This window comes from Methylobacillus sp. DLP286, from assembly GCF_056636515.1.
In genome coordinates, this window is sequence record NZ_CM153145.1 from 251,130 (window position 1) to 275,623 (window position 24,494).

Sequence of the window (24,494 nt, forward strand, 5' to 3'; positions counted from 1 at the left end):
GTTCCCCTGCAGTTAGTTGATGCTGACCAGGCTGCCCTTGAGCTTCAGGTTGCCAGAGGTGCTTATTTCCATGCTGGTTCCGCTCTTCAGGCGCAAGGAGTGTTTGGCTTCCACGTCCACATTGAGGCCCTTGAGCTTGAGATTATCGCTTTCTAGGACGAGTTGGTGGCTCTGCAGGTGCATCCCGTCACTGGTAAAGCGGATTTTATTCTGTTGCTGATCCTCGAGCAGGAAGGTTTCCGCGTTATCCTGGCTCAGGTATAACTTGGCGCCGTCCTTGGCGTTGATCACGATTTGTTGTTTCTCGTCGTCAAAAGCCAGCTTGAGCTGGCCGGGGCTTTGAAATCCGTGCAAATCGGCATTTTCCCAGGGCGCAGGGGTGGCGCTGCTGTGGCAAGCGCCCAATACCACAATGTCGTCCGGATTCGCGCCGAAGAGCCCCAATATCACCTCGCTGCCTACGACCGGGCGGAACACGGTGCCTGAATTCATGCCGGCTTGCAGGGTGGCAAGCCTGGCCCATGTACCGGCTCCATGCGGGTCTATCAAGGGCGAGGTGACCTTGATCCTGCCGGCGGCTTGAGGGTCGTTGTCGGTTTCGAGCACTTTCCCGATCAGCAGGCCTGAAAACCCCTGGGTTGTTTCTTGGATATCCGTGGGCAGCGGCAAGCCAATATCAAAGTGCGTTACCGGTGCGGCACCAGGGGATAGCTCATATGTGATGCCGGCAATGAAATATTGCCCGGAAAGGTGACTGCCGCATTGCTCAAGGAGCAGCGCCTGGCCTGGAGAGGCGGTATGCAACCCATTGGCTGTCACCTTGCCGCGGATCATGGCAAGGCGCGATTGCGCAAGCTGCGCATTGGCCAGGGTCTGTAGTTCCTGCAGCGAGTATTCGCCAGCGAGGCGTTTGCTATAAATGCCTTGCTCGAGCAACTGGAGAGTAGCCGCCAGGCGGTCGTTGGCTGGGAAATCGACAGCCTCAGCCTCCACTTGCATAAGCTCCTGGTCGTGAGGGTTCCAGGCGGAAAGTTCGAGCTTGGCAACTTGCCGGCTGGCGTCAACGGCAATATCCGCACTGATAAGATCTTGCACTGGCAGGGAAAAGCCATGTGTTGTATCCAATGCCGGTGTCGCGGCGATCACGGCGTGGTCACTGCAATAGGCCACCAGCCCATTAGCCGCCAGGCGCTGCAATACGAAATCCCAGTCGCTGAGATTGTGCTGGACCACGCTATCGAGATGGAGAGTAGGCGCGTTGATTTCGGCGCTGATGCCATGTTCAGCCAACACCTCCTCGATAATTTTGCCATCGGGAATGTCGGTGAAATAACGGCTGCGTGGCTGTGTTGCCAATGCACCGGCAGGGTGAGCGCATTCGAGGATCAGCAGGCATCCTGCTTTTGAATAGTGGATGCTGTGCTTTGTAATTTTCCCGGTGAACAGGGTTTGCTCGCCGTGGCGAAACTCGATCGGTTGGCCCGGCAGCAGGCCGCTGCCAGCCTGGTCAAGCTCGTCCATGGAACTGAACACCAGCTGCACCGAGGCGCGAGGCAGGGCATTTAGGCGATGCTCGATGGATAGTGCATCAAGATTGCGAAATACCTTGTCCTGGGCGACGACATATAGTTGCGGGGCCGGCATCAGGAGGGTTCCAGCGATGGCGGCTTGGCTTGTGTGGCGGCAATGTTCTTGATCGCGACATTGAGCGGACTGGTTTTAGCGCGAACCCTGGTTTTCTTGGGCAAAGGCGCTGTTTTGCGCGATGCCGGCGTCGTGCGTTTGCGGTCTGCCGCGACGGCGTGCTGGATTCTCAAGGCCATGAATTCGGCAGGGCGGACGAATGCCAGGCCAATGTCGATGATGAGGCGTCCGGCGGCTACATCCTCGCTGGTCATGGTCTCATTCAGGCCGGACTTCACATAAAAAGCCTGCTCAGGCTTGTTGCCGGCCAAGCCGCCTGCGCGCCAGAATGTAAGCAGGAATTGATTGAAGCTTTCGCGGACGGCTGTCCAGGTCGCGGCGTCATTTGCTTTGAAATGATTTGCCGCCAGATAGCGGTGAAGCGATGCATTGATAAAACCATGGGTGCGCGCCACGGAGATATAGCGCCATTCGGCGTCATTGCCCGCCAGCGTGCGCCCTCCCCACAGCAGAATCCCCTTGCCGGCGAAGCGGCGGAGGACATTGATGGATTTTCCTTCATCCTTATCTATATTCAAGGACGCCTGGCGCTCATCGTTGATCTCTGCAGCGAGGGATTGCACCTCTTTGATCTGGACATGGCTGGGAAGCTTCCATACGCCACGTTGCAGGTCATTCGCATGAAAAAGCCCGATGACGGTGGCGCTGGGAGGAATCATCCGGCTGACGGCCATATCGGGAGATTCCAGCATGCGTTTGCGCAGCAGCGTGGATTGGAGCTTGGTTGCCTTGTGGTATTGGCTCCAGGCATTGGCTACGCCAGGAGTGTATTTGATCTCCAGGTGGGCAAACTGGTGAGTGCTTGGTATCGCCACCGTCAGCCACGGCAGGAAGGCGGCCCCATGGCGCAGGCCCTGCTGGCCCATGTGGTGGCGGAATTGCGCAACGGTAGTGTTCAGGGATATGTCGTTGCAGTAGGGGACGTCCAGCACCGCCAGGCAATGGTGCTGTTGCTCACAATATTGCAATAGCTGCTGCTGCAATTGGGGAAGCTCTTCCAGCGAAACGGCATCCGGGATGGCAACCATGGTGAAAGAGGGATTGGCCGGCAGCTGGGCGATCGCCGATGCAAAGGTTTTTGCATGCGGGGCTTCCGGGAACGGCCCGAGCGAAAGGATTTCGCAAACTCCACCGCAATTGGCAAAATATTGCCGCATGCAGGCGTGCAGATAAAACGGGCTGTAGCTTTCCTTGGTGACAATCCGGCCATGCACATCGAGCATGACCCGGAGGATTTCCGGCGCCCCTTGGCCAAAGCACCGTTCATACTCTGTAAACGAAGTGATGGCGCACCGTTCGCCGCGAGCAAGTAAGCGCCCATCCTGGTCGATTGCCTTTTCGGTATAGCCGATGAATAAGGGCAGGCAGGTTACTGTGGATTGCACGATACTGGTGGTGTGCGGTATTTCTTCCACATAAACCCCGGGAACTTCATACCCTCCCATGATTTGCTCCCTAGTTTATTTTAAATATATCCATATTACTGCAAATTCTGCTTTGTATTTCAGCTTGATGTAAATTTTTGTAAGCCCGGCTTGCCGTTGGTGAACGGGACGCGTGCGGTTAGAATGCGCGCATGACATTGCAAGCAGAAACAGGCCTGTTCCAGGGTAGCGGCCAAGAGTTGCGCCATGCGGCATTGGCGCTGCTTTGCCTGCGCTCGCCCGAAGACAAGGCGCAAGCCGTCAAAGCCTTGCGGCAATCCTGGCTCGCGGGCGAGCTCAGCGTCGATCCGCAGGCGGCTCTGGAAGCGACGGGGCCCATCCCCGGCCGTCCCGACAAGCCGGAGCTGGTATCGCCGCTGCTGCTGGAGCGGCGCTCGATGAGGACCGCCGAGGGCAGGGCGGCGCTGATCCATGCTCTGGCCCATATCGAGTTCAATGCGATCAACCTCGCGCTGGATGCGGTCTGGCGCTTTGCCGGCATGCCGCCGCAATACTACGCGGACTGGCTCAAGATCGCGGCGGAAGAGGCGCTGCACTTCACCATGCTGCACGAGCACTTGCAAGGCCTGGGCTATCGCTACGGCGATTTCACCGGGCACGACAGTTTGTGGGAGATGGTGGCGAAAACCAGTGACGACGTGCTGGCGCGCATGGCATTGGTGCCTCGGACCCTGGAAGCGCGGGGGCTGGATGCTTCGCCGCCGCTGCGGGCCAAGCTGGCGCAGGCGGGCGACCTCGAGGCGGCTGCGATTCTCGATATTCTGCTGCGGGACGAAATCGGCCATGTGGCGATCGGCAACCGGTGGTATGGCTGGCTATGCGAGCAGCGCGGGTTGGAGCCCGTCTTCACTTATGCCAGGCTTACCGCGCAATACCAGGCTCCCAAGCTGCGCGGCCCGTTCAATTTCCCGGCACGCAGGGCGGCAGGCTTCAGCGAAGCCGAACTGGCGCTGATGGGCGACCGTCACGAATAGCAAGCCGCATTACATTCAGGGCTAACTTTTGCTAGCCATTCCAAAGTGCTATTTACACCAGATTCATTGCACGCATGCGCCGGTAAAGCGTATTGCGGCTGATGCCGAGTTGCCGCGCCACTGCAGAGACATTGCCGGCATGCGCTTGCATGGCGGCCTTGATGGCTTCCGCCGTCAGGCTGGTCAATGAAGGGGGTGTGTCCTCATCGGCGGCGTTTTCCATGTCGTCGAGGAAATCCTGCGTCAGGTGCATCATGGAGATGGGTGCGGTCCCAGACAGCGCCAGCGCCGTGCGCAGTACATTATGCATTTGGCGGATATTGCCCGGCCATGGATGCGCCTTGAACAAGGCCGTGACATCCTGGTCGATCGCCTTTCCTGAAGCGTTCTCGGTGTGCAGGATGGTCTCCACCAATGCAGGCAAGTCCTGACGCTGCCGCAAGGCGGGCAAGGTGACGGTGAGGCCGTTCAGGCGGTAGTAGAGGTCGCGGCGGAATTCGCCGCTCTCTACCTTCTCGCGCAGTTGCTGGTTGGTGGCGCTCAACAGCGCGAAATTGACGGGTTTGGATTTGGTGCTGCCCAAGGGCGTGACGCTGCGCTCCTGCAATACCCGCAATAGGCGCGCCTGCAAGGCCAATGGCATGTCGCCGATTTCATCCAGGAACAGGGTGCCGCCGTCGGCTTGCTCCAGTTTGCCTGGGCTGCCCTTGCGGCGCGCGCCGGTAAACGCGCCTTCCTCATAGCCGAACAGTTCCGCCTCGATCAGGCCCTCGGGCAATGCCGCACAGTTGACGGCGACCCACGGGCCCTGGCTGCGGTCGCTGGCTTCGTGGATGGCCCGCGCGAACAATTCCTTGCCTGCGCCGGTTTCACCCTCGATCAGGATGGGAATGTCCTGGTTGACGACAAGCTCTACCTGGCTGATGACGCGGGCGACGCGCGGGTCGCCGGTATTCAGCATCTGCAGGCTGGCAGGGCAGTGGCGTTTGCTGGCCGAGGCGCTGCTTGCGCGCGCATTGCGGGCGGCAAGCGGCTGGCGCAGCTCGATCCGCGCATATAGCCTGGCTTCGCGGGCGGTGTACAGCGGCGTAATCAGGGCGTTTGCCTGAGATGCCTGCATCAGGGTTTCCGGCCTGCTGGCGAATAATTCGCTGAACAGCGAGTCTTCCATTTCCTCATGCGTCATGCCGAGCTGGAACTGGCCGCTGCGGTTCAATGCCACCAGGCGATGCCGGTCGTCGAAGATGGCGATGCCTTCCCACAAAGTGCCGATGAATTCCGGGCGTGCATGGAAATGCAGCGAGTAAGCCCCTTCATGGCTGGCGGTGAACAGCCGGTTCTCGATCATCTGCGCCGACATGCGCACCAATGCCAGGGTATGCTGCTGCGGCATGCTGGCGTCTGTCGACACGTCCAGCGTGCCCATCACCTGGTTGCGGGCGCTCAATATGGGCACTGCCGAGCAGGCCAGTACATGGTTGCGCTCGAGAAAGTGCTCGGCGCCCTGCACCGTCATGGCGGAACGCTCTACCAACGCGGTGCCGATGGCATTGGTGCCGCGCAGGCTTTCCTGCCAGGAAGAGCCGGGAATCAAGGCGACGCGCTGGGCATCGTCGAGGAATTCACTATTGCCCTGGCTGTGCAGGATAAAGCCATGCGGGTCGGTCAGCACGATGACGCTGCGCGTGTGGCTGATCTGCTCGTTGAGGCTTTCCATTTCCGGCCGGGCCTGGGAGAGCAATAGTTGGTTGGCTTCCTGCTTTACCAGCAGTTCCTGACGGGTCAGTATTTCGGTACGCACCTGGGCGCCGGCTTCCATGCCGTTTTCCACGCACCTGCGCCAGGAGCGCTCGATCTCCTTGGAGACGCCGCCGCTTTCCACGACGCCGTGCGCAAGGAATTCGCTTCTTGCATTCAAAAGCAGGGTTTCGTCAAGGGCAGGATTTTGCATGGGTTAAGTACCTGATTGTAAGGGATTGAACTAGTGTGCCAGCCAATGTAGCACCTGTTCATTCATGACACAACTATCCCTTGTTTTTCTCTGTCGCCGTATGGGCGGGAGGGCATTGGTGGTCCTTTGCAATCCCTTGTCCAGCCTGGGTCTTGGCTGTTATTTCTATAGTTTTCAACAGGCTGGCACAGGCCTTGCCATAGTCAATTGCCGGGAAAAACTCCCGGGTCAGTATACGACATAAGAAAATAATTCGTGAACGATAGACTATGGAGAATGGCATGAAGGCTAGAACGATAGCGATGGCGGTTGGAGCCGGTTTGCTGGGGCTTGCAGCAATCCCCGCATTGGCGACCGACCTGGAAAACCTGATGAAGGACGACGGCCAGTGGGCGCATCCGCGCAAGGATTACGCCAACACCGGCTATAGCGGCCTGTCGCAGATCAACAAGAGCAATGTGAAGAACCTGAAGTACGCCTGGACCTTTGCGACAGGCGTGAACCGCGGCCATGAGGGCGCGCCGTTGGTGATCAACGGGGTGATGTATATCCACACCGCGTTTCCCAACAATGTGTATGCGCTCGACCTCAACAACAACCAGAAAATCCTCTGGTCGTATTTCCCCAAGCAGGACCCTGCCGTGCAGGCACTGCTGTGCTGCGACAACGTCAACCGCGGCCTGGGGTTCGGCGACGGCAAGATATTCCTGCAGCAGAACGACGGCATCCTGGTCGCGCTGGACGCCAAGACCGGCAAGAAGCTCTGGGATGTGAAGGTGGTCGATACCAAGGAGGGCGCTTCCACCACCAACGCGCCGCACGTGATCAAGGACAAGGTCGTGACCGGCTGTTCGGGCGGCGAGTATGGCGTGCGTTGCTATATCTCGGCCTACAACATCAAGGACGGCAGCCTGGTATGGCGTGCCTACAGCACGGGTTCGGACGCGGACGCATTGATCGGCAAGGATTTCAACAAGGACAACCCGCATTACAGCGCCTTGTCGCTTTATGAGGACGTGAACGGCGGCAACAAGGAGGGCGGCTCCTTCAAGCCCCTGCCCAAGGAAAAGCTCAAGTTCCCGGAAAAGGACCTGGGCATCAAGACCTGGCTCAAGCCGCAGGCTGTCAAGAACGGCTGGGAGCATGGCGGCGGCCCGACCTGGGGCTGGTATTCCTATGACCCGTCCCTCAACCTGATGTATTACGGCACGGGCAATCCCGGCACCTGGAATCCGGACGTGCGTCCCGGCGACAACAAGTGGTCCATGACCATTTTCGCGCGCGACGTGGATACCGGCGAGGCGCGCTGGGGCTACCAGATGACGCCGCACGACGAATGGGATTACGACGGCATGAACGAAAGCATCCTCTGGGAAGCCGACGGCAAGAAGCTCGCCACCCATTTCGACCGCAACGGTTTCGGCTATACCTTCGACCGTACCAATGGCACATTGCTGGTGGCCGAGAAAATGCATCCGTTCGTCAACTGGGCGAAGTCGATCGACCTCAAGACCGGCATCCCGAACAAGGACCCCAAGTATTCCACCCATCAGGACTACAACGCGCAGGGCATCTGCCCATCCGCGCTGGGCGTGAAGGACGAGCAGCCGGCCGCGTTCTCGCCGCGCACCAAGATGTTCTATGTGCCGCTCAACCATGTGTGCATGACCTACGAGCCGACCGAGTCCAAGTACATCGCGGGCCAGCCTTGGGTAGGGGCGACCTTGACCATGTTCGCGGGGCCTGACGGCGTGATGGGCGGCTTCATGGCCTGGGACGGCCTCAAGGGCAAGGCGGCCTGGTACAACAAGGAGAAGTTCTCGGCCTGGGGCGGCGCATTGGCAACCGGCTCTGACCTTGTGTTCTACGGCACGCTGGACCGCTGGTTCAAGGCGCTGGATGCCAAGACCGGCAAGGAGCTATGGAAGATGCAGGTCGGCTCCGGCGTGGTCGGCAACGCGATCACCTATACCCACAAGGGCAAGCAATATGTCGGCGTGCTGTCCGGTATCGGCGGCTGGGCCGGCGTAGCGATGAACCTGGGCCTGGAAGAAGAGACCGCGGGCCTGGGCGCTGCTGGCGGCTACAAGGAACTGAAGGACTGGAACGCGGCTCCTGGCGGCGGCGCCATGAACGTGTTCAGCCTGTAAGGACGGTTTTATTGATGTATTGACGCATCATCTCCTCGACTCATTCTGGCTCATCTCCACTGAGTAATGTCTGAGTCCTTTTGCCCGGCCCCTTCCTGCCGGGCTTTTTTTTGTCAATGAACGGATAACTTAGAGGTTTATAAAGGTTTTGCGCGACCTCAATTAGGCGCGAAAATTTTCGCTAGGCGGGACATTGCATTCATTGTCGCGATACAGTGGCATGAGGCCGTGCAGTGGTTCGCCAGGCTTCGCGTTGGTCTGGCGAAGGCCGCCTGCGTTACTAGTCCCTCATTCATGCTGAGGTCATCGCCGGCGGAGAGACTCGCTCCATTCATTTTTGCTCATGTTGATTAGGGGAGTTGTTATGAAGCTGAAGTCTATCGCTCGAAATCGTTTTGTCGCCGCTGCCTGGATCGGGATCGCGCTCGGCGGGCAGCCGCTGCTTGCCGTATCCGCCGCCGGCACGCTTCCTGGCCAGTGGTCCTTCGGTCTTCTTACCGACACCCAGGGTGCCGGCGACCCGCGTGGCGTATCCGTCAGGCTGATGCAGCCGGTGGTGGACCGCTTTGTGAACAACCATAACATCGACCTGCTCATTTCCATCGGCGACCTCACCGAGAACGGCACGTCGGCTGAATTCGATACATGGAAACAGGCTGCGAAGCCGCTGGCCGACGCCGGCATTCCTCTCTACCTGACGCGCGGCAATCACGACGTGCGCGCCGAGAGCGCCATCGGGGGCATCGACCCCTTGCTCGGGCCTTCGGCTTACCGGGGGACGGACACCTGGTCCTCGGCCTTTCCCAGCTTGAGCGGGCCGACGGTCACGACGGGGCCGGGAGCGTCCTACTCCTTCGCCTACAATAACACGCTGTTTGTCTCGCTCGACTTATATGGCGCGATGCCCAGCGAGCTGATCGGCTGGGTAGGCAGCCAGCAGAAGGGCAGCTACGACCACATGTTCGTCTACGCCCACGAGCCTTTCTTCGGCCGTGCGCGCGAGGGCGTGCTTGGCGACAGCCCGCTGCGGATGCAGGTACTCAACCAGTTGAGCGAAAATGGCGTCGATGCCTACTTCAGCGGCCATGACCACCAGTACAGCCGTTCGGCGGCGGTCGACGGTCAGGACGTGCTGCTGCACCACATCGTCGCGGGTTCGAACGCCGAAAAATACTATCGCTTCGAGAATGAATTCAACGTGGGTGAAGAAGTCGGCGCCGCGCTGGTCAACAACGAGGTCGGCTACAGCGTCGTCGATATCGACGGGCCGTTCGTGACCTTCACGCACTATTCGGCGGCCCCGCCGGCCTCATCGGACTTCTCCGAGGCCTGGGAGCCCGAGTGGCGCGTGGCCGATCGCACCACGTTCTCGACCAACGGCAACTCGTATGCCGTCAACGTCGGTGAATCCTATGCCGGTCTCAAGAGCGCGATTGTGGAGGGCAATGGCTTCGTTGGCACCAAAGCCGAGATCCTGGCTGGGCAAAACCTTGATGGCCGCTTCGTGACCACCGAACCCGATTCGGGCGCAGGCATCACCCAGCAGCTTGGCAACATCGTCAATTTCGGCTGGGTGGCGAGAACGGACGGACTGTACAGCGACATTCTCTACCTGGGCGGCATGGACGACCTGCTGGATGGCGTGGCCGACCCCTTCGTGCTCACCCTGAGCTACGGCGAGGATATTGCAATCGACGAAGCGTTGCTGCGCCTGGTGTATCAGCTCGACGGCCAATGGGTGCTCGCAGTGGACGCCAACACCGAGGGCACGTCGCGCTTCGTCATTGGCGCCTGGCAAGCCTCGTATGGCTTGGGCACCTATGGTGTGGATACGGCCAATAATCTAGTATGGGCTGTGATCGACCGCAATGGGCAGTTCGCCGTGGCTGCCGTGCCGGAGCCTTCCGCGCTGGCGCTCATGCTGTGCGGGTTCGGTGTGCTATTGGCATTGCGCTGTCGCCGTGCCTGAGTGCCATATCTTGGACTGCGCCACATAATTTAGAAAGAAAGGACTGCTGTGGCAGTCCTTTGTTTTTGCAGACTACATTAATGGGCCGGCAATCAACCGCCCGGCTGCTGGTTGTGAAGGCCTGCCAGGGTCATTTTGCAAAGTAGCTTGCCGTCAGGTTCTCTGCCGCATTGGGCTGCGTTTGCGGTGTGACGCTGACAATGAAGCTGGGGATGCTGGCGGCCACTGCCGGCGTCAGGGATACGCTGAAACTGCTGGCGTACGACTTGCCTGCGGGGATGGTGATTTCCTCGCGTCCCTTGAAGCTGCCTGCCGGAAGCCCATGCGCCTGGATGGCATAGGTTTCCGTATTGCCGGATTTGTTGCTGATGCGCAATTCATAGCGGTTGCGCAGGCTGCCGTCCGCAAGCTGGGTGACCAGCGGCTGCCTTTGCTGCTGCACGATGGCGGTGAAAGGGGTGAGTGTGCTGATGGAATGCCAGGTGAAGGCGATGCTGGCGATCAATACGCAGAGGTAGCCGAGCCGTTTTGCCTTAGACCACCGTTGCATGCGCACGTCGGGCTCCTGGATGTTCTCGTCACGGTCGAAGCGGATCAAGCCGTGCGGCAGCTTCAGGCTGTCCATGATGTTGTTGCAGGCATCCACGCACAAGCCGCACGAGATGCAGCCGATCTGGAATCCCTTGCGGATATCGACGCCTGTCGGGCAGACGTTCACGCAGTAGTTGCAGTCTATGCAGTCGCCGAAGCCTTGGCTGCGGCGGATTTCCGCCGTCTTGAGCTTGGCTGTCGGCGCCTGGCGGCCATGCAGGCCTTCGCCGCGTGCCTGGTCGTAGATCACCGTGACGGTGGAAGGGTCCTGCATCACGCCCTGGAATTTGCCGTAAGGACAGGCGACGAAGCATACGTCCTCGCGCGCGAAGCCTGCGGCGACATACGTAGTGGCGGTAAGCACGGAAATGGTGACATAGGCAGCAATCGCCGCTTCTCCGGCGAACACCTGCTTTAGGAGCGTGCCTGCCTCGGCAAAATACAGGGTGAAAGTGACGGCCGTGGCAAATGACAACACCAGCCAGAGCGCATGGGTGCTGCCGATCAGTGCGGCTTTGCGCAGGCTCCAGGATGCTTGCTGCAAGCGCTTCCTGGCCTGGGCTTCACCCTGTATCCATTTTTCGATAAAGCGGAAGGCATCGGTCCACAAGGTTTGGAAGCAGAAAAAGCCGCAGAATATCCGCCCGAACATGGCTGCGGAGACGAAAAGCAGGCTGGCAGCCACCACCATGATGCCCACGAGCACCATCAAGTCCTGCGGGTAGAGCACCAGGTTGAACAGATGGAAGCGCGAGTTTTCGATATCAAACAACAATGCCTGCCCGACCTTGTTGGGCCAAGGCAGCCACGGCAGGAGGAAATACACGCCGAAAGCGGCATTGAGGATGATGGACTTCAGGTTGCGGTAACGCCCCTTCACCGAATAAGGCACGATGGGAATGACTTTGCGTGCCGCACTCGGGCGGGCGATGGTGGCTTCTGCTTGCATGGCAATTCCTGAGTGAATGATGCTATATGGAATTGTGCGGAAGCGGGCAGTTTTGTAACAGATTCAGATATGGATTAATTTATAGTATCAGATTGTTGCAATGCATTGCTGCGCCTGTGTTTGTTCAGACAATCAAGGCTGCCGCCACCTGGCGGCTTTCCGCCATCAGGATGTTGTAGGTACGGCAAGCGGCTTCCGTGGTCATGCATTCCACGCTGATGCCGGCGGCAATAAGGTCGCGGACTATGGAAGGATGCAGGAAGCGGTGCCTGTTGCCTGTGCCGAGCAGGATCAGTTCGGGCTTGAGCGCCAGCAGCTCCTGGAAGTTCGCCGCTTGCAGATGGTCGAAACTCTCGACCGGCCACGCAGGCAACAGGCTGCCCGGCAATACGATCAGGCTGTGCTCGTGGCGCTGGTGGTTGACTTCGACCCAGCCGGCGCCGTAACCGGTAATCAGGTGGCTGCCCGCAGCCTGGGTAAGGTGTAATTTCATGAGAGATATATCGAATAATCTAATGAGGTCTTTTGGGGTGTCATGCTTCAATTGCATGCCAACTCAATGTAAGATAGCACATTTTCCCCAACCGGAATCTGCGGGTCGCCATGCAAGAAATCTCCAAGTCCAGCAAGCTCAGCAACGTATGCTACGACATCCGTGGCCCGGTGCTGGACCGAGCGCGCCAGATGGAGGAGGACGGGCACCGCATCATCAAGCTCAATATCGGCAATCCTGCGCCTTTTGGCTTTGCCGCCCCCGAGGAAATCCTGCAGGACGTAATCCGCAATATGGATTCCGCCTCCGGCTATACGGATTCCAAGGGCCTGTTCGCCGCGCGCAAGGCGATCATGCATTATACCCAGCAGAAGAACATCCAGGGCGTGACCATAGACGACATCATCATCGGCAACGGCGTTTCCGAGCTGATCGTCATGGCCATGCAGGCCTTGCTCAACAATGGCGACCAGGTGCTGGTGCCGATGCCGGATTATCCTTTGTGGACCGCGGCCGTGAACTTGGCGGGCGGCACTGCGCGCCATTACGTCTGCGACGAGCAGACCGGCTGGCTGCCCGACCTCAAGGATATCGAGAACAAGATCACGGCGAATACGCGCGGCATCGTCATCATCAACCCGAACAACCCGACTGGTGCTTTGTATCCGCGTGAAACGCTGGAAGGCATCATCGAGATCGCGCGCCACCACGGCCTGGTGATCTTCGCTGACGAAATCTACGACAAGGTGCTGTTCGACGGCAATACCCATACCTCGATCGCCTCATTGGCCGATGACGTGCTGTTCGTGACCTTCAACGGTTTGTCCAAGAACTACCGCACCTGCGGCTATCGCGCCGGCTGGCTGGTGATCTCGGGCGAGAAGCGCCATGCCAAGGATTATATCGAGGGACTCAATATGCTGGCCTCGATGCGCCTCTGTGCCAACGTGCCCGGGCAACTGGCGATCCAGACCGCGCTGGGCGGCTACCAGAGTATAGACGACCTCGTGGCGCCTAGCGGCCGCTTGTGCAAGCAGCGCGACCTCGCCTACAAGATGCTGACCGACATTCCTGGTGTGAGCTGCGTCAAGCCCAAGGCCGGCCTGTACCTGTTCCCGCGCCTCGATCCCAAGATATACCCCATCGAGGACGACCAGCAATTCATCCTCGACTTGTTGCTGGAGGAAAAGGTCTTGCTGGTGCAGGGCACGGGCTTCAACTGGCGCGCGCCGGACCATTTCCGCGTCGTGTTTCTGCCGAACGTGGACGACCTCACCGAAGCCTTTACCCGCATTGCCCGCTTCCTGGAAAACTACCGCAAGCAGCACAGCACCCTCACCGTGGTGGACGGCAAAGCCTCGAAAGACACGCAAGCAAGACCGCAGAACGCGACGGCATGACCGCGCGGGTCTTGATACAAGATTGAAAAGCAAGATAACTGGAAACTGAATGAAACCCATCAATGTTGGCCTGCTCGGCATCGGTACTGTCGGTGGCGGCACCTATACCGTTCTTACACGCAACCAGGAAGAAATCGCGCGCCGTGCCGGCCGCCCAATTGCCATCACGCGCGTCGCCGACCGCAATCTTGAATTGGCCCGCAAGGTAACGGGAGGCCAGATTGACGTCACCGACGATGCATTCGCCGTGGTGGCAGACCCAGACATCGACATCGTGGTCGAATTGATCGGCGGATACACCATCGCGCGCGAACTGGTGATGAAGGCGATCGAGAACGGCAAGCACGTGGTCACGGCCAACAAGGCGCTGATCGCGTTGCATGGCAACGAGATTTTCGCCGCTGCACAACAGAAGGGCGTGATTGTGGCGTTCGAGGCGGCAGTGGCGGGCGGTATTCCCATCATCAAGGCCGTGCGCGAGGGGCTGGCCGCCAACCGTATCGAGTGGATTGCGGGCATCATCAACGGCACCACCAATTTCATTCTCTCGGAAATGCGCGAGAAGGGCCTGGCCTTTGCCGACGTGCTCAAGGAGGCGCAGCGCCTAGGCTATGCCGAGGCCGACCCGACCTTCGACGTCGAGGGCGTGGACGCCGCGCACAAGCTCATGATCCTGGCCGCGATCGGCTTCGGCATCCCGATGCAGTTCGACAAGGCCTACGTAGAGGGCATCAGCAAGCTGGATGCCCTTGATATCCGCTATGCGGAGGAACTGGGCTACCGCGTCAAGCTGCTCGGCATCACCAAGCGCACCAGCAAGGGCGTGGAACTGCGCGTGCACCCGACCCTGATCCCCGAGAAGCGCCTGATCGCCAATGTCAACGGCGCCATGAATGCCGTACTGGTGAAGGGCGATGCAGTCGGTCCCACCTTGTATTACGGCGCGGGAGCGGGTGCCGAGCCCACCGCGAGCGCCGTGGTTGCGGATATCGTCGACGTGACGCGCACGCATACCACCGACGTGCACCAGCGCGTGCCGCACCTGGCTTTCCAGCCCGACCAGCTCGTGGACTTGCCGATCCTCGCTATCGGCGAGGTGAGCAGCGCCTATTACCTGCGCCTGCGCGCGGTGGACAAGCCGGGCGTGCTGGCCGATGTGACCCGCATCCTGGGCGACCGCCAGATTTCGATCGATGCGATGATTCAGAAGGAACCGCAGGAGGGCGAAGATCAGGCCGACATCATCATCCTGACCCATGTCACGGTCGAGAAGAACATGGATGACGCGATTGTCGCCATCGAGGCATTGCCTGCCATTTCCGGCAGCGTGACCCGCTTGCGCATGGAAGAGCTAAGCCGATAACTTGAGGAAAGGGTTGCAGGCAGGCATAGCGCCTGCTGCATCAGTTGTGCCATGAAATACGTTTCCACCCGCGGGCAGTCGCCCGCACTGTCGTTTACCGAAATCCTGCTTGGCGGCCTGGCGCCCGACGGCGGCCTCTACCTGCCCGAGCAATATCCGCAATTCAGCCAGGACGAACTGAATGCGATGCGCGGCATGAATTACCGCGACCTGGCGTTCGCTATCCTCTCGCGCCTGATCGACGATATTCCCGCTGACGACCTGCGCGCCATCGTCGACAAGACCTATCGCGCGGATGTGTATGCTTATGCGCGCCCGGGCCAGGACGCCGAGGACATTACGCCTACCTATAACCTGGAGGACGACCTGTACCTGCTGTCGCTGTCCAACGGCCCGACCCTGGCGTTCAAGGACATGGCGATGCAGTTGCTAGGCAACCTGTTCGAGTACGTGCTGGCGCAAAAAGGCGAGACTACCAACATCCTCGGCGCGACCTCCGGCGATACCGGTTCCGCGGCGGAATACGCCATGCGGGGCAAGCAGGGCGTCAAGGTGTTCATGCTTTCGCCGCACCAGAAGATGAGCCGTTTCCAGACCGCGCAGATGTTCAGCCTGCAGGACGACAATATCTTCAACATCGCGGTCAAGGGCGTGTTCGACGACTGCCAGGACATCGTCAAGGCAGTGTCCAACGACCATGCCTTCAAGGCAAAGAACAAGATCGGCGCGGTGAACTCCATCAACTGGGCGCGCGTGGCGGCCCAGGTGGTGTATTACTTCAAGGGTTATTTCGCTGTCACCGCGGACAATGCGCAGCAGGTCAGTTTCGCCGTGCCTTCCGGCAACTTCGGCAATGTCTGCGCCGGGCATATCGCTCGCATGATGGGCCTGCCGGTCGACAAGCTGGTGGTGGCGACCAACGAAAACGACGTGCTGGACGAGTTCTTCAAGACCGGCGTCTACCGTCCGCGCGGTTCTGCCAATACCTACCATACTTCCAGTCCCTCGATGGATATTTCCAAGGCGTCCAATTTCGAGCGCTTCGTCTTCGACCTAGTGGGTCGTGACGCCGCTAAGGTGCGCGAGCTGTGGGGCAAGGTGGATGCGGGCGGCAGTTTCGACCTCAATGAAGGTGGCTGGTTCGCCAAGGTTGCGGATTACGGCTTCGTTTCCGGCAGCAGCAACCATGCCAACCGCATGCAGACCATCAAGGCGACGCATGAGCGCTATGGCGTCACCATTGATACCCATACCGCGGACGGCCTCAAGGTGGCGCTGGAGCACCGCGAGGCAGGCACCCCGATGCTGGTGCTGGAAACCGCATTGCCGGCCAAGTTCGAGGATGCGATCGTCGAGGCATTGGGACAGAAGCCAGAGCGTCCGCATAGCCTCGAAGGGCTGGAAGCCCTGCCGCAGCGCTTTGAAGTGATGGAGGCCGATGCCGCCGCCATCAAGCAGTTCATTGTTGAGCATATTTGATCGGGAGATGTCATGAAGGTCTATCACGACTTGATGCGCCACGTACTGGAGCACGGCCACAAGAAGGAAGACCGTACCGGCACCGGCACCTTCTCGGTGTTCGGTTACCAGATGCGCTTCGACCTGGCCGAGGGCTTTCCGCTGCTTACCACCAAGAAAGTGCACCTGAAGTCCATCATCCATGAGTTGCTCTGGTTCCTGCAGGGCAGCACCAATATCGCTTATCTCAAGGATAACGGCGTCAGCATCTGGGATGAATGGGCGGACGAGCAGGGCAACCTGGGCCCGGTCTATGGCTACCAATGGCGTAGCTGGCCGACGCCGGATGGCGGCCATATCGACCAGATCAGCCAGGTGGTCGAGGCGATCAAGCGCAACCCAGACTCGCGCCGCCTGATCGTGTCGGCATGGAACGTGGCGGATGTCGACAAGATGAAGCTGCCGCCTTGCCATGCGTTCTTCCAGTTCTATGTGACGGACGGCAAGCTCTCTTGCCAGCTGTATCAGCGCAGCGCCGATATCTTCCTTGGCGTGCCGTTCAATATTGCCTCCTATGCCTTGCTCACCATGATGGTGGCGCAGGTGTGCGGACTCAAGCTTGGCGATTTCGTGCATACCCTGGGCGATGCGCATATCTACCTCAACCACCTCGAGCAAGTGAAAGAGCAATTATCGCGCGAGCCTTATCCTCTGCCTGTGATGAGGATCAATCCCGAAGTGAAGGATATTTTTGGTTTCCGCTTCGAGGATTTCTCGCTGGAAAATTATCAGTCTCACCCTGCCATCAAGGCGCCTGTCGCAGTGTAATTCCCTGGTTTGACTCTATGTTGTTCTCCCTTCATGCTGTTGCGATGCGGGCGCCGATGGTTGCGCGTTTATTTTTCGTATCAATCTGTCAGCGTTATCGATTCATGGTCGTAGTGTTTCATGGTTAATTCCGCACATCATCAACCTGTGCCGCCCAAACTGCGTGTGGCGCACATCCTGGCGGTCGGCCTGGCACTGTTGATTGCCACCGTGACACTCATCAGCATGGAATATGCTTCGCTCAGGCACAATATGGCCGTCACCATGCAGATCCAGATGCGCATCATGGCGGGCAATATTGCACAGGCGCTGGTGCGCGGGGAGCGGGAAGTGGCCTCTGAAGTGCTCGCCAGCCTGGCCGAAGCGCCGGAGATAGATACGGCGACGCTATATGACATGCGGCAAAATCGTTTTGCCGAATATGTGCGGCCTGGCAGCCTGTTGCGCCCGTTCGACATGATGGTCGTGGCCCAGGCCCAGCGCCAGGCGGATTTGCAGAAGATCGAAATATGGCAGCCCGTGATATCTGACGACATGCAGATTGGCGTGCTGTATATGCGATCCAACATGAAGGGGCTGTATCGCCAGCTGCTTTGGTACATCGGCACCACAGTGACGGTGATGCTGGTCACCTTGTTTGCTGCCGCCTTGTTGTTGAGCCGGCTGCAGCGTGCAATGCTGAAGGCCGAGGAGCGTGCCGGCTTTCTCGCCAATTACGATACGGTGACCGACCTTCCTAACCGTCATGCTTTCAACCGGCGATTCCATGCATTGTTGGACGAAGCGCGCCATCGTCATGGCGTATTGGCATTGCTGGTGTTCGATCTGGATGATTTCAAGGTCATCAACGATACCCTCGGCCATGATGTCGGCGACAGATTATTGCATCTGGTCGCGCAGCGCTTGGTGTCTGCTGCGGGCAAGAAAGACACGGTCTACCGTGTAGGAGGGGATGAGTTTGCCATGATCCTCAACCAGCCGGCCGATGTCGAGAACGTGGAGGCCGTCGCCAACCGCTTCATCCGGGCGCTGACACAGCCTATCGTAATGAATGAGCGGAACTTCTATATCGGCGTCAGCATCGGCGCGAGCATCTATCCTTACGACGGGGATGACGCCGCCCATCTGCTGCGTGATGCCGATGCAGCCATGTATTACGCCAAGAGCCGTGGCAAGAACAACTTCCAGATGTTCTCGGCAGAAATGCATCATAAAAGCTCGACACGCTTGATCCTCGAGACGGAAATGCGCGTTGCGTTGGAAGAAAGACAGTTCGAACTCTACTACCAGCCGCAGTTCAGCCTGCCGGGCCGCAAGCTGGTCGGCGTAGAAGCCTTGATACGCTGGCATCATCCGCAACGCGGCATCTTGTATCCAAGCAGTTTTATTCCGATCGCAGAAGAAACCGGCCTGATCGTGCGCATTGGTGAGTGGGCGTTGCGAGAGGCTTGCAAGCAGGCCATGGAATGGAAAGAGATGGGAGTGGCGCTGCGCATGAGCGTCAACCTCTCGGGCCGTCAGTTCCGCCAGGAGAACTTGGTGCAGGCCGTGACCAAGATCATTGAGCAAACTGGCATGGATAGCAGTTTGCTGGAGCTGGAAATTACTGAAACCGTGCTGATGGAAGATGCGGAAGTAACGACTGCCCGTCTGATGGACCTGAAGGCCATGGGCATGCACCTGGCAATCGATGATTTTGGCACAGGCTATTCGTCAATGGCGTATCTCAAGCGTTTTCCGGTCAGCCGCCTCAAGATCGATCGCAGTTTTATCCGGGATATTCCATACGATGCCGATGATGTCGCGATTACGACGGCCACCATCCAAATGGCGCACAGCCTGAAGCTCGAAGTGGTGGCGGAAGGGGTGGAGACCAAGGCTCAGCTGCAATTCCTGCTGGAGCAGGGGAGCGACATGGTGCAAGGCTATTTGTTCAGCCACCCGATGGATGCAACCCATATGACGGAAATCGCCCTGGCAAGCAAGGCACGGTAAATTTAATCGTGATTTAATCCTAAATAAATAGGGAGTTTATCCCAACTCTTGCTTCTTCATTTATAATTGCAACATTAGATAATGACTACATGGAGCTTAATTATGGGAAAAACCGTCGTTGCGATAAGCGCGCTGGCCTTGGCCGTATCCAGCAGCCTGGCGTTTGCCGACCATCACTTTCCTAAAGGCAAGGTAAGCCTGGAAACCTGTCTGGAAGCTGCGCTCAAGACCAAGCAGGGTACCGTGGTGAAGGTGGAGTACAAGCTGGAAGGCAAGACGCCAGTCTATGAATTTGATATTGAGTCTAGCGATGGTACCGCTTGGGATGTAGAATGCGATGCTAACATCGGCAAGATCGTGGAAGTGGAGCAGGAAGTCGATTCTGCAGACCATCCCCTTTTCAAGGCCAAGCAAAAGGTAAGCGAAGCTGACGCACGCAAGACAGCGCTGGCTGCACATCCTGGCGAAATTATCGAGGTTGAGTATGAGATCGAGGAGAATGGCGCTGCCTCCTACGAATTCGATATCAAGACCAAGGATGGCAAGGAATTCAAGGTTGAAGTAGACGCAACTAGCGGCAAGATCGTGGAATCCCACCAAGAGTTCTACCAGATCGGCAAGGAATAATGGGTTTTTGACTGGACGGACAGTCGACAACGCTCCTTCGGGGGCGTTTTTTTTGCCTGTTATTAATGGAATGGAAACCAGAAAGTTGGCAGGCAAGGCTTAACTTCCGCTCTGGGGAGCCGTTAATCAATATATCGAAGTTATTGATGGGAACCACAATGGATGTCAATGCAATTGCCAGTGTCGCCACCGACCTTGCGGCTACGCGCTTGCAGCAGGAAGTCGGGACGACGGTATTGAAAAAGGCCTTGGATATCAGCTCGGCCAATGCCTTGGCTTTGCTGGAGGCATTGCCTTCACCTCCTGCCGCCAATTTGCCAGCGCACCTGGGACAAAACGTGAATACGACGGCTTGACAATTTAAGCCAAGACAAAAATAAAGCCCTGCTTTTGCAGGGCTTTATTTTTTGAAGAAAAAAAGCAGACCTTCTCGGGGAGGATAAAGGCCTGCTATGAGGAGCTTGGAGATTCAATACATGCTATGCACTCACTAACCGGCCACTCTTGAGCTTGACATTGTCTCCCACGGAGTAGCGCGGCGTACTGTACTGGGTAATGGTATGAAAGTGTCCATCACCCATCTTGACCTTGATAAGATAAGTTGCGCCAGCAACTTTTTCATTCATCTTGTAACTGTCTGCCATATTGTTCTCGAAAGAACGGATCGACACGATAATGCCGCAGTCCGTGCAGGTGGAGCGGACTGGCTCGCTCTCGCGGGAATTTTCCATCCCCTGGTTGAGCGTGTTGCTGATCACCATGGCTGCATTGGGATCGGTAATCAATTCCTGCGCCAGGTCAGGACGATAGGTATGCGCGACAGGAATCAGGCCGGTAATCGCGGCGCTTCCAACCAGGCTGAATATCGTCATGGCCGTTGCAGCGACCAGAACCATAGGGTGCGTTTTCTTGATATTGGATCCCATACTTTTACATCTCCGACTATTGATTTTGCTTGGTGTATGCAGCCGAAATATTTAATGACTATATAGCGAAGAGTGTGCCAACTTAATTAAATCTTTAATAATCAAATAGATAAGGTTTTATTGGGAGTATTCTCTCATAAGGATTTTGTCTCAAAAGTGAGACAAAATCCTTAACGTTTGATTAACTTATTGAAAATAAAAGAATAGCCACGTCTCCTGAAAGAGACATCAGTTGGGGGTGTTGTCGTTTTTGAACAACGCTGGCGTAAGTTGGTGGCGCTGTAACAATTTATAGAACTCGGTACGGTTTCGTTGGGCCAGGCGTGCCGCTTGCGTCACGCCGCCATTGGTGGCCTTGAGCAGCTTGACCAGGTAGTCGCGCTCAAAGTTCTTGCGGGCGACTTCGAACGGCACGATGCCGCCGATGTCTTCTTGCAGCGCTTTTTGTACCAAGGTGGCCGGGATCAAGGGCGTGGTACAGAGCACTACCGTTTGCTCGACGATGTTCTGCAATTGGCGGACATTGCCCGGCCATGGCGCGGCAATCAGCAGCTCCAAGGCTTCAGGGGCAAAGCCGTTGAGTTTTTTGCGGTATTTGCTGGTCAGTTCATTGAGGAAGTTATTGGCCAATAGGGAGATGTCTTCGCGCCGCGCAGCCAGGGCCGGGATTTCAAGGCCGACTACGTTGATGCGATAGTACAAGTCCTCGCGAAACCTTCCCGACTTCATTTCCTCCGCAAGGTTGCGGTGGGTCGCCGAAATCACCCGCACATCGATATTGATGCTGGCATTGGCGCCTACAGGCCGGATGGCGCGCTCCTGCAAGGCGCGGAGCAGTTTTACCTGCAAGGGGAGCGGCATGTCTCCAATTTCATCCAGGAACAGGGTGCCGCCATCGGCGGTCTGGAACAGCCCCTTGTGGTCGCGAAGGGCGCCGGTAAATGCTCCCTTGCTATGGCCGAAGAGTTCTGATTCCAGCAATGCTTCAGGGATGGCGCCGCAATTGATGGCGACAAAAGGCTTGTCCCGGCGCGGGCTGGCGTGGTGGATGGCGCGTGCAAGCAGCTCCTTGCCGGTGCCGCTCTCCCCCTGGATAAACACGCTGGCATCGGAAATCGCCATGAGCTTGGCTTGCCCGAGCAGGTTTTCCATCTGCGGACTGCGGGTGATGATGCTCTTGCGCCATTCGTTGTCCTCATCCTGCGCGTTATGCTGCAGCGACCCCGTGCCGATGCGCAATGCAGCCTCTACCTGCTGCAGCAACGACTTGCTGTCGAACGGCTTGGTGAGAAAGCCGAATACGCCACGCTGCGTGGCGTCCACAGCCTCGGGGATCGAGCCGTGGGCCGTGACCATGATCACGGGCAAGGAGGGATCGGATTGATGGATGACATCGAACAAGGCCAGGCCGTCCATGCCCGGCATGCGTAAATCCGTGATGACAAGGCTAGGCCGGCTGATGGCAATTTGCGACAGTGCTTCCTCCGCGTTGGTTGCCGTTATGACCTGATAACCAGCTGCCTGCAGCCGCATGCCCATGAGCTTGAGGATATCGGGGTCATCATCAACGGTAAGAATTTTCTTTGCTGCTTCAGTCATTTACTGCTGCTCCGGTTCGGATCTTTCAGCGATTTCTGCATCATGGTCCTCTCAATTTTCTTTAATTCGTCCAGCTTTTGCTGCAGGCCATTGGCTTTTTGCTGGTTTTCTTCAGCGCGCCGCAGTTCCTCGCGCAGGCGCTGGTTGAGCTTGGCGGTTTCTGCCGCATTTTCCCGGAGGATGGACACAATGGCGCCTTCTTCCTTGCTCAGCCGTTTTTCGCGCGCCAACTCATCAAGCAAGGGTTGTGCCTTGAGCGGGTCGCGCAGCTTGCTGGTCGGGATGGCATAGATGATTGCGAGCCGCGTTTTCTGATGTAAGTCGTTATTGTTGCTGCTGATTTTCTGCAAGGCTTCTGCCAGTTCCTTTTTCTGGGACTCCAATGGCAGCTCGGAAAAATTGCTGACGAATTCCAGCAAGTCGGGGGCGGGATGGTGTCCTTTGTTGACGGCAGGCTGAGCGGCCTGGCTTGACAGGGCTTCCTGGCTGCCGGGGGCGGCAGTTGGCTTAGCCTGGTGTGCGCATGCGTTGAGCAGCATGCCTGTCATTGCAATCGGGAGCAGGTATTTCGGGTTCATTTGGTCGCAGCTTTCAAGGGGAGGGAGACGCGGAAATGAGCACCGCGTTCTGAAGGTAATAAAATGATTTCACCGCCATGGGCGTCAACGTATTCCTTGGCTATTGACAGTCCGAGGCCGCTGCCGCTGACCAGGCTTTCATAGACGCTGTCGCCACGGTAGAACGGATCAAACAGCTTGGCCTTGTCGGCAGACATGACCCCTGGTCCGCCGTCATGCACTTCGATGATGGCCTGGTCAGCCTGGTGCGTGATGCTGATGCGGATGCTACTAGATGACGATGTGTATTTGATGGCATTGGAAACGAGGTTGTCCAGCACGGAATGAATTTTCTCGCGGTCTGCCTGGATTTCGGTAGGGAAGAAATCCCGTTGGATGTCGATATTCTTGCTGCTGATGGTCAAGGAGTAATCTGCCAGGATTTCCTCTGCGAGCTTGGTCAGGGCGACGGGCTCCAACTTGAGCTGCGGCGCATGAAATTGCACGGCGGTGTAACTCAGCAGGTTTTCTATCATTTTTTGCAGCCTTAAGCTGCTTTCACGCAGGATACCGGCAATTTCGCGCTGCTGAGGCGTTAGGGTGCCGCCGACTTCGTCGCTGAGCAGTTCGCTGCCTTCCCGGATTGCAGTGAGCGGGGTTTTCAGCTCATGGGAGACATTGCGCAGGAAGCGTTGCTTTTGCTGGTCGAGCTCGTTCAGTTGCGCCCGCAGCCAGTCCAGGCGCTCGCCCAGGTTGCGCAGGTCGCCGGGCCCGTCAATGCTGATGGGTTCGGTATAGTCGCCTTCGCCTAGCTTGCGGATGGCTGCATCCATGCGCCGGATCGGCTGCGCCAGCAGGAAGGTGATCATAAGTGCGACCAGCAATGCGACCGGGATCAAGGTGAGTGTCTGCCAGAGCATGATTTGCTGGGTGCGCTCGGCAGTTTCGGCGAGGATGGCGGATTCCCGGTCTATCTGCCGGTTATTTTCATCCAGGATATCTTGGGCTTGGGCTGTCAGGTCCGCAAAGCGGCCAACGATTTCTTCGATAGGTGCGGATTCGCTAGGATATTGTACGACGCTTTGGAAAAGCGATTGCTCCTCGGCGGAGAGCCTGACCAGGGCAAGCTTCTGCTTGCTGGTCATGGGAAGCTGGTCCAGGTCCTGCCATGAATCGACAAATTTCTCATGCGCTTTTTCATAGTTTTCCAGCAGCGATTCATCTTCCAGCACGAAATACTGCCGCGCGCTGCGCTCCATGAAAGTGATCTGCTCGACGAGGGCACGGCTTGCGCGCGTGGCCTGTACTGCCTGGGTCACTGCATCGCGGCTCTGGGTAGCGAGCCGGTCTAGGTAGAGGGCGGCGTTGCCAAACGCGAACAGCAGCGGCAGCATGGCTAGCGCAAAGCCGATCAAGAGCAGCTTGAGAAAGGATTTTGGGTAGGCAATCTGCAAAACTTGTGTTCCGTTTCTTTATCGTTAGCGATGCTTGAGTGATGGAGGAGGAAACCGGCCT

Annotated in this window: 20 protein-coding genes; 10 read left to right on the top strand and 10 right to left on the bottom strand. The window is 57.9% G+C overall.

All coding sequences use genetic code 11. The features are described from left to right. Positions 1 to 12: 12 nt before the first annotated feature. A complete protein-coding gene (locus ACWXTG_RS01180) occupies positions 13 to 1,644 on the bottom strand; it encodes a phage baseplate assembly protein V (protein WP_480220416.1) in 1,632 nt (543 codons plus the stop codon). Then, on the bottom strand, positions 1,644 to 3,149 hold the full coding sequence (locus tag ACWXTG_RS01185) for a phage tail sheath family protein (RefSeq protein ID WP_480220417.1): 1,506 nt from the start codon (positions 3,147 to 3,149) through the stop codon (positions 1,644 to 1,646). Before ACWXTG_RS01185 ends, ACWXTG_RS01180 begins: the two co-directional genes overlap by 1 nt. Positions 3,150 to 3,280: 131 nt before the next feature. On the opposite strand from ACWXTG_RS01185, the gene ACWXTG_RS01190 reads away from it, so the two are divergent. Continuing rightward, complete coding sequence (locus ACWXTG_RS01190; protein WP_480220418.1) at positions 3,281 to 4,123, top strand: ferritin-like domain-containing protein; 843 nt, start codon at positions 3,281 to 3,283, stop codon at positions 4,121 to 4,123. Between the two features lie 52 nt (positions 4,124 to 4,175). Here the strand turns inward: ACWXTG_RS01190 and ACWXTG_RS01195 are convergent, their stop codons facing one another. After that, a complete protein-coding gene (locus ACWXTG_RS01195; RefSeq protein ID WP_480220419.1) occupies positions 4,176 to 6,074 on the bottom strand; it encodes a sigma-54-dependent Fis family transcriptional regulator in 1,899 nt (632 codons plus the stop codon). A gap of 302 nt (positions 6,075 to 6,376) precedes the next feature. Between ACWXTG_RS01195 and ACWXTG_RS01200 the strand changes: the two genes are divergently transcribed. Then, on the top strand, positions 6,377 to 8,224 hold the full coding sequence (locus ACWXTG_RS01200; protein ID WP_405029497.1) for a methanol/ethanol family PQQ-dependent dehydrogenase: 1,848 nt from the start codon (positions 6,377 to 6,379) through the stop codon (positions 8,222 to 8,224). Between the two features lie 331 nt (positions 8,225 to 8,555). On the opposite strand, the gene ACWXTG_RS01205 is transcribed toward ACWXTG_RS01200, so the two are convergent. Next, on the bottom strand, positions 8,556 to 8,804 hold the full coding sequence (locus tag ACWXTG_RS01205; protein WP_480220420.1) for a hypothetical protein: 249 nt from the start codon (positions 8,802 to 8,804) through the stop codon (positions 8,556 to 8,558). Here ACWXTG_RS01205 and ACWXTG_RS01210 point away from each other — a divergent pair. After that, a complete protein-coding gene (locus ACWXTG_RS01210) occupies positions 8,793 to 10,193 on the top strand; it encodes a metallophosphoesterase family protein (RefSeq protein WP_480220421.1) in 1,401 nt (466 codons plus the stop codon). The two genes, ACWXTG_RS01205 and ACWXTG_RS01210, sit on opposite strands and share 12 nt — an antisense overlap. A gap of 130 nt (positions 10,194 to 10,323) precedes the next feature. On the opposite strand, the gene ccoG is transcribed toward ACWXTG_RS01210, so the two are convergent. Together ccoG and ACWXTG_RS01220 are read right to left on the bottom strand one after the other, a co-directional pair. Then, positions 10,324 to 11,733, bottom strand: coding sequence for a cytochrome c oxidase accessory protein CcoG (gene ccoG / locus ACWXTG_RS01215; RefSeq protein ID WP_480220422.1), 1,410 nt, complete (start codon positions 11,731 to 11,733; stop codon positions 10,324 to 10,326). A 124-nt stretch (positions 11,734 to 11,857) separates the two neighbouring features. After that, complete coding sequence (locus ACWXTG_RS01220; RefSeq protein ID WP_480220423.1) at positions 11,858 to 12,226, bottom strand: Mth938-like domain-containing protein; 369 nt, start codon at positions 12,224 to 12,226, stop codon at positions 11,858 to 11,860. 110 nt (positions 12,227 to 12,336) lie between these two features. On the opposite strand from ACWXTG_RS01220, the gene ACWXTG_RS01225 reads away from it, so the two are divergent. The 7 genes from ACWXTG_RS01225 to ACWXTG_RS01255 all read left to right on the top strand — a co-directional run bounded on the left by ACWXTG_RS01225 (position 12,337) and on the right by ACWXTG_RS01255 (position 20,253). Further along, entirely contained in the window at positions 12,337 to 13,626 is a 1,290-nt protein-coding gene (locus tag ACWXTG_RS01225) for a pyridoxal phosphate-dependent aminotransferase (RefSeq protein WP_407994242.1), read from the top strand. 49 nt (positions 13,627 to 13,675) lie between these two features. Beyond that, positions 13,676 to 14,989, top strand: coding sequence for a homoserine dehydrogenase (locus ACWXTG_RS01230; protein ID WP_480220424.1), 1,314 nt, complete (start codon positions 13,676 to 13,678; stop codon positions 14,987 to 14,989). Between the two features lie 51 nt (positions 14,990 to 15,040). After that, positions 15,041 to 16,468 carry a threonine synthase gene (thrC, locus tag ACWXTG_RS01235; RefSeq protein ID WP_480220425.1) on the top strand — a complete coding sequence of 476 codons (1,428 nt, stop codon included), beginning with the start codon at positions 15,041 to 15,043 and terminating at the stop codon, positions 16,466 to 16,468. 12 nt (positions 16,469 to 16,480) lie between these two features. Next, positions 16,481 to 17,275: a thymidylate synthase gene (locus ACWXTG_RS01240; RefSeq protein ID WP_480220426.1), complete on the top strand. Its 795-nt coding sequence runs from the start codon at positions 16,481 to 16,483 to the stop codon at positions 17,273 to 17,275. A 120-nt stretch (positions 17,276 to 17,395) separates the two neighbouring features. Further along, a complete protein-coding gene (locus ACWXTG_RS01245) occupies positions 17,396 to 19,270 on the top strand; it encodes a putative bifunctional diguanylate cyclase/phosphodiesterase (RefSeq protein ID WP_480220427.1) in 1,875 nt (624 codons plus the stop codon). Between the two features lie 102 nt (positions 19,271 to 19,372). Beyond that, positions 19,373 to 19,897 carry a PepSY domain-containing protein gene (locus ACWXTG_RS01250; protein WP_480220428.1) on the top strand — a complete coding sequence of 175 codons (525 nt, stop codon included), beginning with the start codon at positions 19,373 to 19,375 and terminating at the stop codon, positions 19,895 to 19,897. Positions 19,898 to 20,055: 158 nt separating this feature from the next. After that, entirely contained in the window at positions 20,056 to 20,253 is a 198-nt protein-coding gene (locus tag ACWXTG_RS01255; RefSeq protein ID WP_309564848.1) for a YjfB family protein, read from the top strand. A 123-nt stretch (positions 20,254 to 20,376) separates the two neighbouring features. Here ACWXTG_RS01255 and ACWXTG_RS01260 read toward each other — a convergent pair whose 3' ends face one another. From ACWXTG_RS01260 to ACWXTG_RS01275, 4 genes are all read right to left on the bottom strand, one after another. Beyond that, positions 20,377 to 20,769, bottom strand: a complete 393-nt coding sequence (locus tag ACWXTG_RS01260; protein WP_309564849.1) for a hypothetical protein — start codon at positions 20,767 to 20,769, stop codon at positions 20,377 to 20,379. A 282-nt stretch (positions 20,770 to 21,051) separates the two neighbouring features. Then, positions 21,052 to 22,422, bottom strand: a complete 1,371-nt coding sequence (locus tag ACWXTG_RS01265; protein WP_309564850.1) for a sigma 54-interacting transcriptional regulator — start codon at positions 22,420 to 22,422, stop codon at positions 21,052 to 21,054. Continuing rightward, positions 22,419 to 23,000 (bottom strand): hypothetical protein, encoded by a 582-nt coding sequence (locus ACWXTG_RS01270; RefSeq protein ID WP_407994235.1) that lies wholly within the window; start codon positions 22,998 to 23,000, stop codon positions 22,419 to 22,421. Before ACWXTG_RS01270 ends, ACWXTG_RS01265 begins: the two co-directional genes overlap by 4 nt. Then, on the bottom strand, positions 22,997 to 24,433 hold the full coding sequence (locus tag ACWXTG_RS01275; protein ID WP_407994234.1) for a HAMP domain-containing sensor histidine kinase: 1,437 nt from the start codon (positions 24,431 to 24,433) through the stop codon (positions 22,997 to 22,999). Before ACWXTG_RS01275 ends, ACWXTG_RS01270 begins: the two co-directional genes overlap by 4 nt. Positions 24,434 to 24,494 lie beyond the last annotated feature (61 nt).

Excerpts from the sequence above, each read along its gene's own strand:
- ACWXTG_RS01240 (WP_480220426.1), top strand. The coding sequence starts at position 16,481 with ATGAAGGTCTATCACGACTTGATGCGCCACGTACTGGAGCACGGCCAC.
- ACWXTG_RS01195 (WP_480220419.1), bottom strand. The coding sequence starts at position 6,074 with ATGCAAAATCCTGCCCTTGACGAAACCCTGCTTTTGAATGCAAGAAGC.
- ACWXTG_RS01180 (WP_480220416.1), bottom strand. The coding sequence starts at position 1,644 with ATGCCGGCCCCGCAACTATATGTCGTCGCCCAGGACAAGGTATTTCGC.
- ACWXTG_RS01185 (WP_480220417.1), bottom strand. The coding sequence starts at position 3,149 with ATGGGAGGGTATGAAGTTCCCGGGGTTTATGTGGAAGAAATACCGCAC.
- ACWXTG_RS01255 (WP_309564848.1), top strand. The coding sequence starts at position 20,056 with ATGGATGTCAATGCAATTGCCAGTGTCGCCACCGACCTTGCGGCTACG.
- thrC (WP_480220425.1), top strand. The coding sequence starts at position 15,041 with ATGAAATACGTTTCCACCCGCGGGCAGTCGCCCGCACTGTCGTTTACC.
- ACWXTG_RS01270 (WP_407994235.1), bottom strand. The coding sequence starts at position 23,000 with ATGAACCCGAAATACCTGCTCCCGATTGCAATGACAGGCATGCTGCTC.
- ACWXTG_RS01200 (WP_405029497.1), top strand. The coding sequence starts at position 6,377 with ATGGCGGTTGGAGCCGGTTTGCTGGGGCTTGCAGCAATCCCCGCATTG.
- ACWXTG_RS01190 (WP_480220418.1), top strand. The coding sequence starts at position 3,281 with ATGACATTGCAAGCAGAAACAGGCCTGTTCCAGGGTAGCGGCCAAGAG.
- ACWXTG_RS01220 (WP_480220423.1), bottom strand. The coding sequence starts at position 12,226 with ATGAAATTACACCTTACCCAGGCTGCGGGCAGCCACCTGATTACCGGT.
- ccoG (WP_480220422.1), bottom strand. The coding sequence starts at position 11,733 with ATGCAAGCAGAAGCCACCATCGCCCGCCCGAGTGCGGCACGCAAAGTC.
- ACWXTG_RS01265 (WP_309564850.1), bottom strand. The coding sequence starts at position 22,422 with ATGACTGAAGCAGCAAAGAAAATTCTTACCGTTGATGATGACCCCGAT.
- ACWXTG_RS01230 (WP_480220424.1), top strand. The coding sequence starts at position 13,676 with ATGAAACCCATCAATGTTGGCCTGCTCGGCATCGGTACTGTCGGTGGC.
- ACWXTG_RS01250 (WP_480220428.1), top strand. The coding sequence starts at position 19,373 with ATGGGAAAAACCGTCGTTGCGATAAGCGCGCTGGCCTTGGCCGTATCC.
- ACWXTG_RS01245 (WP_480220427.1), top strand. The coding sequence starts at position 17,396 with ATGGTTAATTCCGCACATCATCAACCTGTGCCGCCCAAACTGCGTGTG.
- ACWXTG_RS01260 (WP_309564849.1), bottom strand. The coding sequence starts at position 20,769 with ATGACGATATTCAGCCTGGTTGGAAGCGCCGCGATTACCGGCCTGATT.
- ACWXTG_RS01205 (WP_480220420.1), bottom strand. The coding sequence starts at position 8,804 with ATGGTTGTTCACAAAGCGGTCCACCACCGGCTGCATCAGCCTGACGGA.
- ACWXTG_RS01225 (WP_407994242.1), top strand. The coding sequence starts at position 12,337 with ATGCAAGAAATCTCCAAGTCCAGCAAGCTCAGCAACGTATGCTACGAC.